The 18,800-nt window shown below is 33.1% G+C and carries 15 protein-coding genes; 4 read left to right on the top strand and 11 right to left on the bottom strand.

The window, feature by feature from the left end; genetic code table 11:
* Window positions 1–39: 39 nt before the first annotated feature.
* Window positions 40–435 (bottom strand): CBS domain-containing protein, encoded by a 396-nt coding sequence (locus H6578_03030; protein ID MCB9226136.1) that lies wholly within the window; start codon window positions 433–435, stop codon window positions 40–42.
* Between the two features lie 83 nt (window positions 436–518).
* Here H6578_03030 and hflX point away from each other — a divergent pair, with 83 nt between their 5' ends.
* On the top strand, window positions 519–1,739 hold the full coding sequence (gene hflX, locus H6578_03025; protein ID MCB9226135.1) for a GTPase HflX: 1,221 nt from the start codon (window positions 519–521) through the stop codon (window positions 1,737–1,739).
* Between the two features lie 152 nt (window positions 1,740–1,891).
* Here hflX and H6578_03020 read toward each other — a convergent pair whose 3' ends face one another.
* Both H6578_03020 and pgsA read right to left on the bottom strand, forming a co-directional pair.
* Complete coding sequence (locus H6578_03020) at window positions 1,892–2,356, bottom strand: phosphatase PAP2 family protein (GenBank protein MCB9226134.1); 465 nt, start codon at window positions 2,354–2,356, stop codon at window positions 1,892–1,894.
* Window positions 2,357–2,363: 7 nt separating this feature from the next.
* Complete coding sequence (gene pgsA / locus H6578_03015) at window positions 2,364–2,942, bottom strand: CDP-diacylglycerol--glycerol-3-phosphate 3-phosphatidyltransferase (GenBank protein ID MCB9226133.1); 579 nt, start codon at window positions 2,940–2,942, stop codon at window positions 2,364–2,366.
* A gap of 100 nt (window positions 2,943–3,042) precedes the next feature.
* Here pgsA and H6578_03010 point away from each other — a divergent pair, with 100 nt between their 5' ends.
* A complete protein-coding gene (locus H6578_03010) occupies window positions 3,043–4,467 on the top strand; it encodes a glycosyltransferase family 39 protein (protein ID MCB9226132.1) in 1,425 nt (474 codons plus the stop codon).
* A 35-nt stretch (window positions 4,468–4,502) separates the two neighbouring features.
* Here H6578_03010 and guaB read toward each other — a convergent pair whose 3' ends face one another.
* The 3 genes from guaB to H6578_02995 form a co-directional block, all read right to left on the bottom strand.
* Complete coding sequence (gene guaB / locus H6578_03005) at window positions 4,503–5,972, bottom strand: IMP dehydrogenase (protein MCB9226131.1); 1,470 nt, start codon at window positions 5,970–5,972, stop codon at window positions 4,503–4,505.
* Window positions 5,973–6,095: 123 nt separating this feature from the next.
* Complete coding sequence (locus H6578_03000) at window positions 6,096–7,100, bottom strand: homocysteine S-methyltransferase family protein (GenBank protein ID MCB9226130.1); 1,005 nt, start codon at window positions 7,098–7,100, stop codon at window positions 6,096–6,098.
* Between the two features lie 6 nt (window positions 7,101–7,106).
* Window positions 7,107–7,955 (bottom strand): hypothetical protein, encoded by an 849-nt coding sequence (locus H6578_02995; GenBank protein ID MCB9226129.1) that lies wholly within the window; start codon window positions 7,953–7,955, stop codon window positions 7,107–7,109.
* Between the two features lie 81 nt (window positions 7,956–8,036).
* Here H6578_02995 and metF point away from each other — a divergent pair, with 81 nt between their 5' ends.
* Window positions 8,037–8,993 (top strand): methylenetetrahydrofolate reductase [NAD(P)H], encoded by a 957-nt coding sequence (metF, locus tag H6578_02990; GenBank protein ID MCB9226128.1) that lies wholly within the window; start codon window positions 8,037–8,039, stop codon window positions 8,991–8,993.
* Between the two features lie 55 nt (window positions 8,994–9,048).
* On the top strand, window positions 9,049–11,493 hold the full coding sequence (gene priA / locus H6578_02985) for a primosomal protein N' (protein MCB9226127.1): 2,445 nt from the start codon (window positions 9,049–9,051) through the stop codon (window positions 11,491–11,493).
* A gap of 592 nt (window positions 11,494–12,085) precedes the next feature.
* Here priA and H6578_02980 read toward each other — a convergent pair.
* The 5 genes from H6578_02980 to ppk2 (H6578_02960) form a co-directional block, all read right to left on the bottom strand.
* Complete coding sequence (locus tag H6578_02980; GenBank protein ID MCB9226126.1) at window positions 12,086–12,298, bottom strand: YgjV family protein; 213 nt, start codon at window positions 12,296–12,298, stop codon at window positions 12,086–12,088.
* 164 nt (window positions 12,299–12,462) lie between these two features.
* Entirely contained in the window at window positions 12,463–13,314 is an 852-nt protein-coding gene (locus H6578_02975) for a DUF2911 domain-containing protein (GenBank protein MCB9226125.1), read from the bottom strand.
* A gap of 740 nt (window positions 13,315–14,054) precedes the next feature.
* On the bottom strand, window positions 14,055–17,015 hold the full coding sequence (locus H6578_02970; protein MCB9226124.1) for a serine hydrolase: 2,961 nt from the start codon (window positions 17,013–17,015) through the stop codon (window positions 14,055–14,057).
* Between the two features lie 69 nt (window positions 17,016–17,084).
* Window positions 17,085–17,873: a polyphosphate kinase 2 gene (gene ppk2 / locus H6578_02965; protein MCB9226123.1), complete on the bottom strand. Its 789-nt coding sequence runs from the start codon at window positions 17,871–17,873 to the stop codon at window positions 17,085–17,087.
* A gap of 25 nt (window positions 17,874–17,898) precedes the next feature.
* Window positions 17,899–18,747 carry a polyphosphate kinase 2 gene (ppk2, locus tag H6578_02960; protein ID MCB9226122.1) on the bottom strand — a complete coding sequence of 283 codons (849 nt, stop codon included), beginning with the start codon at window positions 18,745–18,747 and terminating at the stop codon, window positions 17,899–17,901.
* Window positions 18,748–18,800 lie beyond the last annotated feature (53 nt).

Below are 18,800 nucleotides of genomic sequence, written 5' to 3'. Positions count from 1 at the left end.
AAAACTGTGGGCATTTCCATTATTAATTTATTGTAAATTTTAATCTTCCAATACTTTATCTAAAATACGCACCATATCTTTATTAGATACAATACCTACTATTTTGCCCTCATCATCTACTACCGGCAAACTTCTAAATTTAGCTTCAGAAAGAATATCTACGGCATCTCCTAAAGTATCATCAGGGTTTAAAGATTTTGGATTTCGGGTCATTATTTCTTCAATATTAAAATCATCTGCCGATGCCCCACTTCTATAAAATTTTAAAGCATCTGTCATACTTAATATTCCTATTAACTTATCATCATAAGTAACAGGCAAATGATAAATGCCATAATCTAAAAACAAAGTAAGTATATTATCAAACTTTGTATGCAAATCTGCAACAACTATGTTTTTTGTCATTACGTACGAAATAGGCGTGTTTCTGTTCATGTCTTTTTTAAGTTTACGGTGTAAAATTACTAAATTTTGTGCTAAATATCTTACTTTGTACTCAATTATACAAATATTATTGAATGGCAAAAGAAAAATTGCACATAACTGAAGAAGAATATGTGGAAAAAGCGGTGCTTGTAGGCTTAGTAACAAGAGAACAAACAGAAGAACAACTTAAAGAATACTTAGATGAATTAGAGTTTTTAGCTCAAACTGCGGGAGCTGTTACAGAAGAAAAATTTTGGCAAAAATTAGACCGTCCGGATAAAAGATATTATGTGGGTAGCGGAAAACTGCAAGAAATTAATGACTTTGTAAAGGCTTATGATATAGATATTGTCATTTTTGACGATGAAATTTCCCCTTCTCAGCAAAGAAATATAGAAAAAGAGCTAAAATGCAAAGTACTGGATAGAAGTATGCTCATTTTAGATATTTTTGCTCAAAGAGCTCAAACTGTACAAGCCAAAACGCAGGTAGAGCTGGCTCAAATGCAATATTTACTACCCCGACTTAGAGGTATGTGGCAGCATCTTGACCGTGTGAAAGGGGGAATAGGAATGAAAGGTGCCGGAGAAAAAGAGATAGAAACAGATAGACGTATAGCTCAAGATAAAATATCTAAACTTAAAGAAAAACTTGAAACTATAGACAAACAAAACCGAACTCAGCGTAAAAACCGAGAGGGAATGATACGGGTTTCTTTAGTGGGATATACCAATGTGGGGAAATCTACTTTAATGAAACAGCTAAGTAAAGAAGATGTTTTTGCCGAAAATAAACTTTTTGCCACTTTAGATACTACTGTAAGGAAAGTAGTGCTTAACCATGTACCTTTTCTGCTTTCTGACACGGTGGGTTTTATTAGAAAATTGCCTCATCATTTAGTAGAAAGTTTTAAAAGCACCTTAGATGAAGCTATTGAAAGCGATATTTTGCTCCACGTAGTAGATGTAGCTCATCCAAATTTTGAAGACCAACTCAATGTGGTAAACGAAACACTTCAAGAACTTGGAGCATCAGATAAACTTACTTTTTTAGTGTTTAACAAAATAGATTTGTTTAGAGAAAGACATTTTGACAAACATTTGCCAAAAAAAGAAGAAGAAAAAATACTGAAAGAATTTAAGGATACTTGGATGGCAAAATCTAACAATCATGCTGTTTTTATAGCTGCCGAAACAGGAGAAAACATAGATGAACTTAAAGACGAGTTATTTAAGCACATAAAGGAACTGTACCTACAACGCTACCCTTACAAAGCAAGCTATATTAATTATTATGACGGGAGTGAGGAGTAATTTTACTTTTAATATTGCTTCCAAAAAATAATTTCACATATATTTATAAAAAACCACCCCCTTTCCCCCTCCTTTTCAGGTGGGGGACACTATGGAATGTGAAATTATTTTTTAGACTTTATATAAAAATGAGAATTATATAAGGATTTTTTTTACAAAACAAACACATATACACTCAAATACCACAAAATAATTCCCATAGCTAAACCACCAAGTACATCTGCTATAAAATGTTTTTTTAACTGCACTCTTGAAATCATAACTAAGACAATAACTACTAAAAAAGATATTTTTACCCACAAATTATCGGCATAAGAAAACATGGTTAAGTAGGTAAGGCTTATTCTTGATGAATGTAAACTTGGAAAACTTCCTGCATCTATTTTTTGTAAAAGTGTATCGTATTTTTGCCCATTAGGTCGGGTTTTAGGAAAAATAATTTTTATTAAAGAACCTAAAATTTCGTTTATAAGCAAGGCTATTAATAATATGTAAAACGGCTTTGAAGGTTTTAAAAAAATGAATGGAACAAAAATTAAAATTAAAGGATTGGCTAATGACGTAATATCTCTAAACCAATCGTTTAGTTTGTTTTTTAAAAAGTTGGTGTCCTTCATTGCAAAACTAAATTAAGCCACTTTGATGATAACGCTTAATTATTTTCCAATTGTTTTTGAAAAATATAATCCCCGATTTTACAGTATAATAAAGGGTAACAATTAATGCTGCAAAAAGAATGTATTTAAAATAATCTGAAGCATAAGCTCTAAAATGTTTGTTCAACATAAAAAAAGCATAAGCTACACCAATAGTAACCATCTGAACCGTAGTTTTTATTTTGCCACTTTGCACGGCAGCCACTACTATATTTTTACTTAAAAAGATAAATCTGTAAATAGTTATCACAATTTCTCGGATAAAAATTGGAATAATCCACCAAATAGAAATAACATCTAAATAAACAAAAACAGAGAAAGAAATAAGTACCAATGCTTTGTCTGCAATAGGGTCTAATATTTTTCCCAACTTAGTAACTTGATTGTATTTTCGGGCATACCAGCCATCAAACCAATCGGTAATAATGGCAATAAAACAAACTATACCTACAACAATACGTACCCAAAGAGAACCTTCTATTAATAGAAAAGGTGCTACAAAAGCGATAACTATACGCAAGGCACTTAAAAAGTTAGGCAAATTCATATCACAAAAGTAACGAAAAAAGTGTGAAAATAGTTTGCATAAAGTCCTACATAATATTTTTCACACTTATTAAGTTTGTTTTCCATAAATTTATAGCTCAATGAGTGAAACAGTTTTAAAAAGTATAACGCTAAGTATTAGTTTTTTAGGACTATTGTTTGTTGTATTTTTCTTTTTAAAGCAGAAATATAATTACGCTCTTTTACTATTAATTTTGGCAGGTATTACCCTAAGAATTTATACAAGTAATGATAAATATTTGCACAAATGGGACGAAAGATACCATGCTTTAGTGGCTAAAAATATGATGGAAGAACCTTTTGTACCAAAATTGTATAAAAATCCTGTTTTAAATTATGATTATAAAAACTGGACGGGAAATCATATTTGGGTACACAAACAGCCTTTCCCGCTATGGAGTATTGCTCTGAGTTTTAAATTATTTGGCGTAAATGAGTTGGCTCTACGATTGCCTTCTATAATTTTAACAAGCATTGCCATTTTTTTGACTTTCTATATTGGTTCTTTTTTCTTTAATAAAAGAGTAGGAATAATAGCAGCATTTTTCTATGCCGTAAACGGTTTAATTATAGAAATGAGTGCTGGCAGAATTGCTACAGACCACCCGGATGTTTTCTTTTTATTTTTTATAGAATTGGCAGTATTTTTTAGTGTACTTTATATCAAAAAACAAAAAACCATCTTTAATATTTTAGTCGGTTTAAGTATTGGAATTGCTATACTGTGCAAATGGCTTCCTGCCTTAATAGTATTACCTATTTGGGCTTTATTAATGCTACAAAACAAAGAATCATATAAGAAAATAGCCCTTAATTTTATTTTAATAGTGGCTGTTGCCGCTATAATTTTTATGCCTTGGCAAATTTATATTCATACTGCATTTCCTTTAGAAGCCAAATGGGAATCGGCATACAATATGAAACATATTTTTGAAGTATTAGACGAGCAAGGCGGAAGCCTATTTTTCTTTTTAGAGAAGATTACCATTAACTACGGAGCATTGATATACTTACCACTTGCTTTTCTTATTTATAAGTTTTTAAAAAACAAAGAAAACTACCACCTGCTGGCGTTAATTATTTGGATTTTTGTCCCCATTATATTTTTTAGCTTAGTTAAAACTAAAATGCAAGGTTACATTCTATTTACAGCACCAGCCCTTTTTATAGCCACCGCATATTTTTGGAATGAACTCAATAATTGGCAGATAAAAGGAAAACTAAAATACTTACAAAAAATATTACTAATAGCATTATTAGTACTACCAATAATTTACTGTATAGAAAGAACCAAAATTTTTCAAAATAAAGATAGAACCCCAGCTTGGGTACAAGAACTGAAAAAAATAGAAAATGAAAACGAAAATCTTGTTTTAATTAATTGCCCAAACCCAATTGAAACCATGTTTTATGCCAACTGCATTGCTTATTCTCACATTCCTACAAAAGAAGAAATAGATAAATTAGAAAAAGAAGGTTATACGGTTTTAAGGTATAATGATTAATAACAGATTACTAAAAACCAACTACTAACGACTAATTATCTGCTATAATTTGGCGATTCCTTAGTGATAGTAACGTCATGAGGATGGCTTTCTCTTACTCCTGCCGATGTAATAACAGTAAATTTGGCATTTTTTAATGTGGTAATATCTTTTGCTCCGCAATATCCCATTCCAGCACGCAAGCCACCTATAAATTGGTGCATTACTTCGCTTAGTGTTCCTTTATATGGTACTCTTCCTACAATTCCTTCCGGTACTAATTTTTTAATATCGTCTTCCACATCTTGAAAATAACGGTCTTTAGAACCCTGTTTCATGGCTTCTACACTTCCCATTCCTCTATAAGATTTAAACTTACGCCCTTCAAAAATGATAGTTTCCCCCGGGCTTTCATCTGTACCTGCAAAAATAGAACCCGCCATTACTACATCTGCTCCACCGGCTAAGGCTTTTACCATATCTCCTGTATATCTTATGCCTCCGTCTGCTATAACAGGAATACCTGCTTTTTTGCATGCCTGAGCCGCTTCGTAAATAGCGGTCAATTGAGGTACGCCCACGCCTGCCACTACCCTTGTAGTACAAATAGAACCGGGCCCTACACCTACTTTTACGGCATCTACTCCTGCATCTATCAATGCTTGAGCACCCTCTTTTGTGGCTATATTTCCTGCTATCATTTGAAGGTTTTTAAACTTCTTTTTAGCTTCTTTTACGGTATTTAGCACCCCTGCCGAATGCCCGTGAGCGGTGTCAATGGTTATAACATCTACACCCACATTAAGTAAAGCTTCTATTCTGTCAAACATATCGGCAGTAACACCCACAGCAGCACCCACCATCAATCTACCAAAATCATCTTTACAGGCACTTGGATAGTTTTGTACTCGCAAAATATCTTTATAGGTAATTAAACCCACTAATTTTCCATCGCGACTAACTACGGGCAACTTTTCTATTTTGTGTTTTTGCAATATTTTTTCCGCAGCAGCTAAATCTGTTCCTTCGGGAGCTGTTATCAGTTTATCTTTGGTCATAATTTCACTAACCAAAGTATCCGTATGCGTTTCAAAACGCAAATCTCTATTAGTTAATATTCCTACTAAATTATCTTTTTCATCTACAATAGGGATACCTCCAATTTTGTTTTCTTTCATTAATTGTAAAGCTTCTCCTATTTTGGCTTCGGGACTAAGCGTAATAGGATCTACTATCAAACCGCTTTCAGAACGCTTTACTTTACGCACTTCTTTTGCCTGATTTTCTATACTCATATTTTTGTGCAAAATACCCATTCCGCCCTCGCGAGCCATTGCTATAGCCATTGCCGATTCTGTAACGGTATCCATTGCCGCAGAAACTAAGGGCAAGTTTATAGAGATTTCTCGTGTAAGTTTTGTTCTAATGTCAACCTCTCGTGGTAGCACTTCTGAATGTGCAGGTATAAGCAAAACATCATCAAAAGTGAGACCTTTTAATGCAAATTTGTCTGAAATATTTTCCATTGGGAATTAATTTCGCCCAAATGTAACAAATTCCTATAAAAATGATGAAAGTATGCTGTTACTTTTTGTTTAATTAACGCTAATTGTAGATGCAACTATTTAAAGAGGTTAAAAAAAAACTGCTTAACCTACTATTTCAGTGATTTTTCTTGGTTTATATTTTTTAGCCACTTCGGCTATGGCTTTAATATGCTCCGGTGTAGTGCCACAGCAACCACCCACTACATTTAGCAATCCCTCTTTTAAAAAATCTTCTATTTGTGCTTGCATAGCTTCCGGAGATTCATCGTATTGTCCAAACTCATTGGGCAAACCTGCATTAGGGTGTGCACTCACATTAAATTCCGATTTTGAAGCTAAAACTTGTAAATAAGGTCGCAATTGTTTTGCCCCCAAAGCACAGTTTAAGCCTATGCTAAACAGTGGTATATGTTCCATAGAAATTAAAAAAGCTTCTGTGGTTTGTCCACTTAAAGTTCTACCACTGGCATCGGTTATAGTACCCGAAACCATAATAGGTAGGACTGAAGTTTCTTCACTTTTAGATGAGTTTTCGTTAAAATACTCTTGAATGGCAAACAAGGCTGCTTTGGCATTTAAGGTATCAAAAACAGTTTCTACCAAAAGTATATCTACACCACCTTCTACTAAGCCTTTTACTTGAAACTTATAGGCTTCTTTAAGTTCATCAAAAGTAACGGCTCTATATTCAGGGTTATTAACATCGGGAGATAATGAAGCCGTTCGGTTAGTTGGTCCTATACTTCCTGCCACAAACTTGTTTTCAAACTCATCCGCTACTTCTCTCGCTATTTTAGCCGATTGATAATTAATTTGATATACATCATCTCTATCTAAGCCATAATCTTCTTGTGCTATAATAGTACCACTAAATGTATTTGTTTCTACAATATCTGCACCGGCTTCAAAATATTTTCTGTGTATATCTTTAATAATTTCCGGACGTGTTATAGAAAGTAAATCATTATTGCCTTTAAGTGGCTGCGTATGATTTTTAAATCTTTCGCCCCTAAAATCTTCTTCTTCCAGCTTATGACGCTGTATCATAGTACCCATAGCACCATCTAACACCAATATTTTTTGCTGGGCTAACTCTTTTAAATTCATTAATTACTAATTTGTAAAAGGAACATAAAACTCTCCATTTGTTATACTAATAGTATCAAACGGAGTAAAATTATCATCATAAACATCTACACTAAACGTTCCCGTTACAGTAGAATCGGTAATATTTACAGCCGTTATAACCAATGAGCCGTTATTGCCAACGGGCTCATAAAAATGATTAGGAGAAGTTCCTAAAACTTCCGGAACATAAGAGAAACTAGCTAAACCAGAAGACAGAGTTCCATTAGTAAAAACATAAGAACCTGTTTGTAAAAAATCGTCTAAATTGCCTATCCTAATTTGACCTTCATTTGTATAACTTATAAAACCATTTAAGTATCCAGAATAATCAATTGATGCCGCCATAAATCCTAACATATAAGCATCCCAAGGAGTGCCATCAATTTCGCATCTCATATAATAATTGTTGCTACTACACGGTGGACAAGATGTGCCACCACAATCAACTCCAGTTTCATCTCCATTCATAATGCCATCGGTACAAGTAGGTACTGTTGTGCCACAAGGCGTACAGCTTCCTCCGCAGTCAACGCCCGTTTCATCTCCGTCTTGCACACCATTGCCACAAGTTGTAGAAGGTAGCGAACCACAATCTAAATCATTTAAGTAATCTTGAAACAAAACATCATAATTAACACCTTGTGAGTTTGACTCGCAAGAACCATTAATATATGATTGTAACAAATTTTGATATGCTATACAGTTTGCCTGTGTAGGAGCAGATTCATAAGTGCTTTTTGCTTCATGAATTTGATCTAATAAATCTTGACATTCATTTTTGCAAGAGAATAATGTTAGTAGAACAAATGCGAATAGTAGATATAAATTTTTCATATTAAAGTATATTGTTTGCCAAAGATAAAGTATTTATAAATAAAATTGCAAAAAAGATGATGCTATATGTAACTTTGGAGCATGAGAGTAGCCGATAAACTAAATTCTACCAAAGAAACTTTGTTTTCTATTGAGGTTTTGCCACCAATGAAAGGGAAAAATATAAAAGATTTATACAATGTTCTTGATCCTTTAATGGAGTTTAATCCGCCTTTTGTAGATGTAACCTACCATAGAGAAGAAATAGTTTACAGAAAAAACTCCGATGGTTCGGTAAGGCGTGTGCCTATACGCAAAAGACCGGGAACTGTAGGTATTTGTGCTGCTATTATGAATAAATATAAAATAGAAGCCGTACCTCATTTAATTTGTGGCGGTTTTACTAAAGAAGAAACGGAAGATGCTTTGTTCTCACTTTATTATTTAGGTATTGAAAATATTTTAGTAATAAAAGGAGATGAAATGGGAAAATCTGAATATCATATTGAAGACCGCATTAATAGAAATATTTATGCTGTGGATTTAGTAGATCAAATACACCACATGAACGAAGGACGTTTTTTGCATGAAGAAACGCTATCTGATTTTAGTACAAGCTTTTGTGTGGGCGTGGCAGGCTACCCCGAAAAACACTTTGAAGCACCTAATTTGAATAGCGATTTAGAATATTTAAAGCAAAAAGTAGATGCCGGAGCAGATTATATTGTTACCCAAATGTTTTTTGACAACCAAAAATATTTTGATTTTGTAGATAAATGCAGAGCTATAGGAATTAATGTTCCCATAGTACCTGGGATTAAACCCTTTGCTACTAAAAATCATTTAAAAATATTGCCAAGTATGTTTCATATAGATATACCAGAGCCTTTATCTAAAGAGGTGGCTAAATGCAAAACAAACGATGAAGTAAAACAAGTAGGCGTAAAGTGGGCAATAGAACAAAGTAAGGAGCTAAAGCAAGCTAATGTGCCGTGTATTCATTACTATACTATGAGTCGTAGTGAAAATACTGTGCAAATAGCTAGAGAAGTTTTTTAAAATAGTAAGGTTACTTTTTATTAAACAATTAGTATTATTCGTATTTTAGCCATTGATGTCTCAAGCCACTTTTGTAGAAGTAATATTACCTTTGGCTACGCCCAATACCTACACCTATGGTGTGCCTTTTGACCTTGTGGAACACATAAAAAAAGGACACCGCGTTATAGTACAGTTTGGCAAACGAAAAATTTATAGCGGTATAGTATATGAAATACACCATAGAAAGCCTACCGACTACATCGCAAAACCTATAGAAGAAATTGCCGACAGCCAAATACTTGTCAATGAAAAGCAGTTTAAACTTTGGGAGTGGATAAGCACCTACTATATGTGCACTTTAGGAGAAGTAATGAACGCAGCCTTGCCCTCTGCCCTAAAATTAAGCAGTGAAACTAAGTTTATATACATAGATAATCCCCATTTTGACAGAAATGAACTTAACGATGAAGAATTTTTATTAGCCGAAGCTTTGCAAGCCAATCAAGAATTAGAGCTTACCGATATTCAAGAAATTTTATCTAAAAAAAGTGTATATCCTATCATCAATAAACTGATGTATTATCGCTTGTGTGTGGTTAAAGAAGAACTGCAAGAAAAATATAAGCCTAAAACTGTAAATTATATTAAACTAAACGATAGATACACTAACGACAAAGCCCTTCATGAAGTTTTTGAAAAAATAAGCCGATATGAAAAACAAACCGAAGTTTTACTTAAATATTTGCAACTTCAACCTCAAAAAAGTTGGGTAGAAAAAAGCCTATTAAATGCCGATGATAATCTTTCTTCCAGTAGCTTAAATACCTTAATAAAAAATGAAATTTTTGTTCAAGAAGAAAAAGAGGTATCGCGTATTATACAGGATAAAATAGAAACAAATGATGCTTCTCCTTTAAGCGTACAGCAAGATGTGGCTTTAAAAGAAATTAAGCAACACTTTACAGCAAATAAAGTAACCGTACTTGAAGGCGTAACAGGAAGTGGCAAAACACATATTTATATTAAATTAATTGAAGAAGCTATAGCTCAAGGCAAGCAAGTTTTATATTTATTGCCGGAAATTGCTCTCACTGCTCAGTTGGTTTTAAGATTACAAAAATATTTTGGCAATAAAATAGGTGTTTATCATTCAAAATTTAACGACCAAGAACGTGTAGAAATATACAAAAATGTAATAGAACAAAAAACGCCCATTATTTTATCGGCAAGAAGTGGTGTGTTTTTACCTTTTTCTAATTTGGGTTTAATAATAGTAGATGAAGAACACGAGCGAAGCTACAAACAGTTTGAGCCAGCCCCACGCTACCACGGTAGAGATACAGCTATAATTTTAGCTCATTTACATAAAGCAAATATACTATTAGGAAGTGCTACACTTAGTTTTGAAACTTACCATAATATTGAGTTGAAAAAATATGCTCACGTTGTATTAACTGACCGTTTTGGTAAAGCTGTTTTACCGGAAATAATTTTAATTGATACTTTAGACTTAAAGAAACGAAAAAAAATGCACGGTTTGTTTTCTGAGCAACTTAAAGAAGCAATACAACAAGCATTAAACAACCAAGAGCAGGTTATTTTATTTCAAAATAGAAGAGGTTTTGCAAATTATGTAAACTGCAATTTATGCGATTGGATTCCATACTGTCCCAACTGCGATGTGAGTTTAACCTACCATAAATTTTTCAATAAATTAGTTTGTCATTACTGTGGGCATCAACAAAAAATGGTAGAAAACTGCAAAGCCTGCGGTAGCAATGATGTACAAATAAAAGGTTTTGGAACAGAGCAAATAGAAGATGAAATACAAATATTGTTTCCGCAAGCACAGGTAGCTCGTTTAGATTTGGATAGTACAAGGAGAAAACACGGGCACGAAGAAATTATCTTTGATTTTCAAAACAAAAAAATAGATATACTTATAGGTACTCAAATGGTAACTAAAGGTTTAGATTTTGACAATGTTTCGCTTGTAGGTATAGTAAATGCCGATCAATTATTTAGTTTCCCCGATTTTAGAGCTGCAGAAAGAGCTTATCAGTTACTGGCACAAGTGGGCGGTCGTGCAGGAAGAAAAGAAAAGCAAGGAAAAGTACTAATACAAAGTAATAATACGGATAATGTAATTTTACAAAGTATAAAAAACTACGAGCAGAATAGTTTTTACTACAACGAACTTCTTACAAGAAAGCAATACAATTATCCACCGTATGTTAGTTTAATACAAATAACCATAAAGCACAAAATTCCGGAAGATGTAAAAAACGCTTCAAATATGTTGGCTAATGAGTTGAGATTATCTGGAAAATTTCAGGTTTTAGGACCCAGCTCGCCATTAATAAGCAAAGTTAGGAATATGTATTTAAGACAAATACTAATAAAATGCACTAAAAATACAAGCACTATAAAAGAAGTAAAAACCTATTTAGCTAAAGCAATAGATGCAACCAATAGAAAAAACAAACAGGCATATATTATTGTAGAAATAGATGCGTAATTTTTAAAAATCTTTATGACTATCCGTAAAGTTACCAAAGGTATATTTTCAATTAGCTCCCTTCTCGTGCTGTAAGAAGTTAGCTTCTGATAGCACATTAAAATGTTGATTTTAAATACTTAGGGATATTCAGGAATAGGCATAGTACTCCCACGGATGCAATTTTTTAGTTATTACTATGCTAATTTTGCCAAATTCCGACTCATACGCCTACCAATTTTGAGTGCATTGGAGGTATGAATACCGAAAAACTTGTCTGCCGATAGGCATGATATCCAAAGTGTTTCCGTTTCCTTTGTTCTGGCTTTTATCCTATTCAGAAGAAAGTGTTCCTTGTCTGTTCCAAAACTTCCCTCCATTGCAGAGACTCTCTCTTTGGTTATCATTTAGGCTAATTGGTAATAATGGTCTTTATGTTTTGAGATACTACTGAATGTCCCTACTTATAATAGTGGGTTATGAGTGTACACCAAATCTGGGTGTTGATTCCATTTTCGGTATCGGAATAAAAATAATATTGGACAGAGTTACGAACTTTTAGAAAGTTCGTAACTCTAACACACACTACTGACAAATAACCAATGACCAGCATCTACTTACTCACTACTAAATAATACAAATTAACACAAGATATAAAAGCGTTGCTTAGCATTATAGGAATACTATTTATATAATAGCCATAAACAATAAAAAACAGGCAGGCAACAGTATTTACCATTCTCAGTTTTTTCATGTCCTTTAGCAAAAATGAAATCATTAAAAAAATGGTAGCTGCATAACCTATATATTCTGTGTAATTTTCCATAGTCTTTTATTTGGGCTTGCAAAGCTACAAAAAGTTTACTCGTGCCACCTGGCACGAGTGTGGTATATGTCATCAATATAACAGAAAGAGATATATAAAAAGCAAAAACGCTACAAGTTATTTTTACTTGTAGCGTTTTTGCTAAATAAAAATACTTTTGCTATTTACTTTTTAGACCATTCTTTAATGGCATCTTCATTAAATTTCACATATTGTTTATTGCCTGCTTTTTCTGCTAATTCTTTAGATTTTGTAGCTGTATTTATAGCCTCTTTATATTTGCCTAAACCAGCTTCTATTTGAGATTTTAAACGCAACATCCAAAAAGCATTTCCATCGCCTTCGGTAGCTTTAGTTATCCATTTATAGGCGGTGTTCAAATCTTTTCCATTATCAAAATAATAACGTGCCGCACTATAATAATCTCTTTGCGAAGGTCCTGCCATTACTTCATCTATACTTGTCATTACCATTTTTTCTGTATCAAATTTTACAGGAATCGCAACTTTTGTATTTTCCCAAAGTAAAGTGATTTCGGCAGATGCATCGGTTAAATTAGCTACATCTATAGTAAAGGTTTCTACTTTATCATTTAATTTCTGACTTTTCACTTTAAATTTTGCCACTTCTTGCTTTGGGTCATATTTATCGCCAGGTGTACCGGATACTTCCGCATCGCCATAAAACACAACTGTCCATTCGCTTTCTCCGGGGAAAGTAAATAAAGCATATTTGCCTGCTTTTAAAGCTACTCCGCCTACGTTTACATCATCTGCAAAGGTTACTTTTGTAGAAGCATTGGCTCCCGTACGCCATAATTCGCCAAAAGGAACTAAACTTCCAAATATTTTTCTTCCTTTCATGCTTGGACGAGAATAGTCTATTGCAATTTCTGAAACGCCCACTTTTTGTGTTACCGTAGCTCCCGGACTTGGTGCCGGTGTCTTTAATTGTGCTTCAACCTGCGTAAAACATAATGCCGTTAAAACCACAATGCTAAATAATATTTTTTTCATGTTTTAATAATTTTTAGATTAACCACGAATATACTAAACAAAGCAAAAATGGTTTAAATAAATTTGTGATTTTAAAGTTTTATAACGTTCTTAATTTCAAGCAATATTTTATGACTATCCGTAAAGATACCCATGAAGTATTTTACATTAACTTTTCTTTAGTAGAAAAGTTACAAAAGAATTGCACTAAGTTTTCAGCGACCCATTATAACCTCACAAGTGTTTGGAATATCAATTTTAAGAATTGTTTCCGTGAAAGGAATTTGGGATTCCGTATAAATTTTTCCGCTTCACTACAAAATTTTACGGAATGACGCCCCTGATATGATGATTTTTTTGAACTTTTAGTTCAAAAAAATCATCTCCTTGTTCTTCAAACAGTTTAATTTTTTACGGAGTTTTCGGTTAATGGGTGCCCCACTTGCAAACTTAAGGTGCACTTTTTATCTGACCTTAATCAAAAATACGTTAAGAAATGATGTAAAACAGACATCCAAAATGAATGAAATTATAAAACGGCAAACAGACAAATTAGTATGCTCCTAAAAGTGAAAATACTTTAGGGAAATTGAAGTTGAGCATACATTAATTTGTCATCGTCTGTTTTATAGCATTTTAGTGTTTTTGATTACAGTCTTGATCTTTTGTTACTTTTGTATCAAGACAAAAGTAAAAGACCACAAACTGTAATTCAAATTACTTAAACGTTCCAAGATGCTATCTTAAAACATAAATTATTTCTAATTTACGTCTTTATGTTTCATAGCTCGGTAAATAACTTCTTGTATATCTGTACGTATATTTTCTTTAGCCAAAGTATTTGTGGTGGCGTAAGGATAAGTTCTGTTTGACAGAAAAACATAAACTAAATTGTACTCGGGGTCTGCCCAAACGGCTGTTCCTGTAAATCCCGTATGCCCAAAACATTTATCGCTCACCATTGGAGCTGTAGGTCCGCCTTTTCTTTCTCCGGTTTTTTTATTAGGAAGCACCGGCTTATCAAAACCTAAAGCTCTTCTATTGTCATTATCTTTAAAGGGAACGGTATTAAAATAGTTAACGGTTTTTTCTTTTAAATATCTAACTCCATTGTACGTTCCTCCATTGTTTAGCATTTGAAACAATTCTGCTAAATCTATGGCATTGCTAAATAAGCCCGCATGCCCACACACACCGCCTAACATAGCCGCACCGGGGTCGTGAACGTAGCCTTGAACCACTTGTTTTCTAAAAATGGTATCATTTTCCGTAGGCGGAATTCTACTTAAATCAAATTTATTATGAGGATTAAAACCAATATTTTGTAGCTCCATTGGTTCATAAAAATACTTGCTTACATATTCATCTAAAGTTATACCACTTTGTTTTTCAATAACTTCCATAAGCAAATAAAATCCTAAATCACTATATCTATAATCGGGATTTTCTTTTATTTCTACACCATCTATTGTTTTCCATATATAATTTATAGAATCTTTACACATAAATAAATTGTCTGCTACTTTTACACAATAAGCAGCATTGCTATCTACTTGATACCAATTGTTATAAACAGAATCTTCTACTGTAGCTTTATAAAACGGAATCCACGAAGGCAAACCTGCCTGATGTGTCATAATGTTTTTTATAACTAAATTTCCTACGCTTGTTCCTTTTAAGTTGGGCAAATAATGCTTTAATGTTTGGTTTAAATCTATTTTATCCTCTTCATAAAGTTTCATAATAGACAGTGTAGTAGCCGCCACTTTAGTAATAGATGCTAAATCGTAAATAGTTTGACTGTTAATAGGAGTATTTGAAGTGTATGTTGTGTATCCAAAACTTTTATCGTAAACAATGTTGCCATCTTTTAAAACTACAATTTGACAACCGGGCGTTGCTTCAATTTTTATGGCTTTTTTGGCATAATAATCTATGGAATCTAAAATTTTACTATCCATACCCATATCTTCCGGAGCTACGTGTTTTATGTTTTTTTCGGTACTTAAATTATATCCTGTGCCTACTTTAAACTTGCCTACACTTACGGGCAATTTCCCGTTTACATCTATTTTAGCAAATAATGCTTTAGCCGCTGCTGCTTGTGTATAAGAATTATCTTCGTATGCTACTAATATGGTTTTAAAGTCTTGCAATTGACTTAAACTATATGGCGAACCAAAAACTACTAAAATAACTTCTTTAGTTTTATTTATTTCATTTAAAAATTGTAATTCACCAGCCGAAAAGCCGTAATTTTTGCTTTTCCAGCGGCTCATATTGTGTATGCTAACAATAACTTTTTCGTAAGATTTTAACTTATCTGTGTAAGTTTTTACTTTATCTGTTGCTATATCGTTTGGAACAACCATACTGTTTTTTATACTATACGGCTCCAGCGATTTTTGAAAAGTTTGCGTATAACCCGTACCTAAAGCTACGGCTATTGTATTTTTTTCTTGCCCATTTTTTAATGGAATAACAAAATTATCATTAGCAGCTATGGTTAATGCTTTTTCAAAAAGTTGTTTATTTAGCTCTTTTGATGTTTTTAAATTTAAAACACCGCTTACTTTTGATACATCTACTATTGGAGATTTATCTAATTGAAGCCAATATTTATTTTCCAATACTTTTTTTAATCTTTCATTTATATATTGCTCTGTTATATCGCCTTTTTTAATGGCTTTTTTAATCATTTCAATACCTTTAGGTATATCTTCCGAAACGACTAACACATCTGTGCCTGCCAAAAAAGCTATTTTATCTACTTCTCCCGGCTCATAATATTTGGTTACTCCTTTCATGTTTAATGCATCAGAAAAAACTAAGCCGTTAAAACCCATTTCTGTTTTAAGCAAATCGGTGATTATTTTTTTAGATAAACTTGACGGTAAATTTTCTGTATTATCTAAAGCAGGAATATTTAAGTGAGCCACCATTATGCCTTTTACTTCATTTTGAACTGCCACTTTAAACGGATAAAGTTCTATACTGTCTAATCTGGCTCTGCTGTGCTTAATAATAGGCATATCTTTATGCGAATCGGTATCGGTATCGCCATGCCCGGGAAAATGCTTGCCTACTGCCATTATGTTTTGGCTTTGCATACCTTGTGCATACGCCAATGCTTTTAATGCTACATTATATTTATCTTCTCCAAAACTTCTATCATTTATTACCGGATTATTAATGTTGTTATTAATATCCATATCTGGAGCTAAGTTTATATTTATCCCTACGGCTTTGCATTCAAGAGCTATTTGTTGCCCCATTTGGTATATTAAATCATCATCTTGAATAGCTCCCAGTGTCAGTTGCCTTGGATATTGTATAGTACTGTCTAAACGCATATTTATTCCCCATTCTCCATCTACAGAAATAAAAAGAGGTGTTTTGGCTGCTTTTTGAAAACTATTATTCCACTGAGCGGCTTGTATAGGATGCCCTTTAAAAAGAATGACACCACCTATGTTATATTTTTTAATTACATTTTCTACATAGCTACGGTTTGTTTCTCCCTGTGTGGGATAAACGCCCAACATAAAAAACTGAGCTATTTTTTCATCTAATGTTAAAGAATTAGCTACAGAATCTACCCACGCTTCTTGGTTGGCAAATCTTTTAAAAGAAGTATCATCAAGATTATTATGGTCTTGCCAGCTTATAGATTTTAAAGAAAGAGCACAAAAGAATAATAATGTTAGCCATAATTTAGTCATACCGCAAATTTATACACTTGTTGGTATATTTATAACTAAAACCGTGCTAATATATTTTATTTAATCTCTTTACTTTGTTTTTTTAGCTATCTTTTTGTTGTAAGGTACGCTGTTTAAAAGTATTTTAATGGCATCTAAACGAGCTTGGCTCTTATTATCGGCATTTATTATGTGCCATGGAGCTATGCTCGTATTGCTCACTTCAAACATTTTTTCTTTGTATTTTGTATATTCATCCCATAGTTTTTGGGCATTTTTATCTACGGGAGTAATTTTCCACTGCTTGTGCGGACTATTTTCTATGTCTTTAAATCGCGAAGCTTGCTCTTTTTTACTGATAGAAAAATAAAGTTTTACTAAATATAAATCTGAACTGATTACCATGTCTTCAAAATCATTAACATGGTTCATAAAAGTTTCGTATTCATCATTTGTGCAAAAACCGTTTACGGGTTCTACTACGGCTCTATTATACCAACTTCTGTCAAAAAAAACCATTTCTCCAGGATTGGGAAGTTGATTAACATAGCGTTGAAAAAACCACTGTTGTCTTTCATCTATTGTGGGTTTATCTAATGCCACCACTCTAAAAAAACGTGGGTTAATATGCTCTGTTATTCTTCTTATAGCTCCTCCTTTTCCTGCGGCATCTCTACCTTCAAAAAGCACTACCACTTTTTTCTTGTGTTCTAAAACCCAATCTTGAAGTTTTATTAATTCTATTTGAAGCATCATTAACTCGTGAATATACTTTGTAGTATTTAATGCTTTTTGAGTATTTACTTTTCTGCTTCCAAATAAAGACCTTAAACCATATTTTGAATTTAAAATTTGTAAGTCTTCTTCGCTTATGTTTATTTTTTCTTTTATCATTTTCACTTTTTTAAATATCTATTTGTACAGTACTTCTGTGGTAACGAACTATTACGTTAGGGTCGGGCGATAACTGTATGCCGGAAGACCCTTTGCCTTCATAATCAAATAGTGAAAGAACGTGGCGAATACTTTCTAACCGTGCTACTTTTTTATTGTTGGTTTTTACTATTGTCCACGGACTGAAATTAGTATGTGTTTTACTAAACATTTGCTCTTTATAAAAAGTATATTTATCCCACAGTTCTTGCCCACGCATATCTACCGGGCTAAATTTCCATTTCTTTAATGGATTGGCTAATCGGGAGTCAAATCTCTTCTTTTGCTCTTCTTTAGAAACGGAAAACCAAAATTTTATGATTTTTACATTGTCTTCATACAGCAAATGCTCAAATTCGGGAGCTTGCACCATAAATTTATCGTACTGCTCTTTATTACAAAATTTATTTACCGGTTCTACCACGGCACGGTTGTACCAACTTCTATCAAAAAAAACAATTTCGCCAGGGTCGGGAAGCTGTTTTATGTATCGTCTAAAATACCATTGCCCTTGTTCTACTTCTGTAGGTTTGTTTAGTGCCACTACTTTAGAAAATCTTGGATTTAAGTGCTCTTTAAATCGTTTTATGGCACCACCTTTTCCTGAGGCATCCCTGCCTTCAAAAAGTATGGCAACTCTCATTTTGTTTTTATGAATCCACTGCTGTAGGTTTACCAGCTCGCTTTGCAATGCCAAAAGTTCTTTTTCGTACTTAAGATTATCCAGTACTTTACTTATATTTATCTTGTTTTCTTTGGCTATTTTTATTAAATCTTTTCGTGTTTTAGCGTTTAATAGTTGTTCTTCTGTAAAAGGCATTATTTAGTTTATTACTTATTATTTAATTTATAGTACAAAGGTAGTATTAGACC

The sequence above is a fragment of the Chitinophagales bacterium genome, from assembly GCA_020635995.1.
Classification (GTDB): domain Bacteria; phylum Bacteroidota; class Bacteroidia; order Chitinophagales; family UBA8649; genus JAFMKE01.
The sequence above is the reverse complement of the archived record's forward strand: the minus strand, read 5'-3'. Positions and strand labels throughout refer to the sequence as shown.

Excerpts from the sequence above, each read along its gene's own strand:
- H6578_03030 (MCB9226136.1), bottom strand. The coding sequence starts at position 435 with ATGAACAGAAACACGCCTATTTCGTACGTAATGACAAAAAACATAGTT.
- hflX (MCB9226135.1), top strand. The coding sequence starts at position 519 with ATGGCAAAAGAAAAATTGCACATAACTGAAGAAGAATATGTGGAAAAA.
- H6578_03020 (MCB9226134.1), bottom strand. The coding sequence starts at position 2,356 with ATGAAGGACACCAACTTTTTAAAAAACAAACTAAACGATTGGTTTAGA.
- pgsA (MCB9226133.1), bottom strand. The coding sequence starts at position 2,942 with ATGAATTTGCCTAACTTTTTAAGTGCCTTGCGTATAGTTATCGCTTTT.
- H6578_03010 (MCB9226132.1), top strand. The coding sequence starts at position 3,043 with ATGAGTGAAACAGTTTTAAAAAGTATAACGCTAAGTATTAGTTTTTTA.
- guaB (MCB9226131.1), bottom strand. The coding sequence starts at position 5,972 with ATGGAAAATATTTCAGACAAATTTGCATTAAAAGGTCTCACTTTTGAT.
- H6578_03000 (MCB9226130.1), bottom strand. The coding sequence starts at position 7,100 with ATGAATTTAAAAGAGTTAGCCCAGCAAAAAATATTGGTGTTAGATGGT.
- H6578_02995 (MCB9226129.1), bottom strand. The coding sequence starts at position 7,955 with ATGAAAAATTTATATCTACTATTCGCATTTGTTCTACTAACATTATTC.
- metF (MCB9226128.1), top strand. The coding sequence starts at position 8,037 with ATGAGAGTAGCCGATAAACTAAATTCTACCAAAGAAACTTTGTTTTCT.
- priA (MCB9226127.1), top strand. The coding sequence starts at position 9,049 with ATGTCTCAAGCCACTTTTGTAGAAGTAATATTACCTTTGGCTACGCCC.
- H6578_02980 (MCB9226126.1), bottom strand. The coding sequence starts at position 12,298 with ATGGAAAATTACACAGAATATATAGGTTATGCAGCTACCATTTTTTTA.
- H6578_02975 (MCB9226125.1), bottom strand. The coding sequence starts at position 13,314 with ATGAAAAAAATATTATTTAGCATTGTGGTTTTAACGGCATTATGTTTT.
- H6578_02970 (MCB9226124.1), bottom strand. The coding sequence starts at position 17,015 with ATGACTAAATTATGGCTAACATTATTATTCTTTTGTGCTCTTTCTTTA.
- ppk2 (MCB9226122.1), bottom strand. The coding sequence starts at position 18,747 with ATGCCTTTTACAGAAGAACAACTATTAAACGCTAAAACACGAAAAGAT.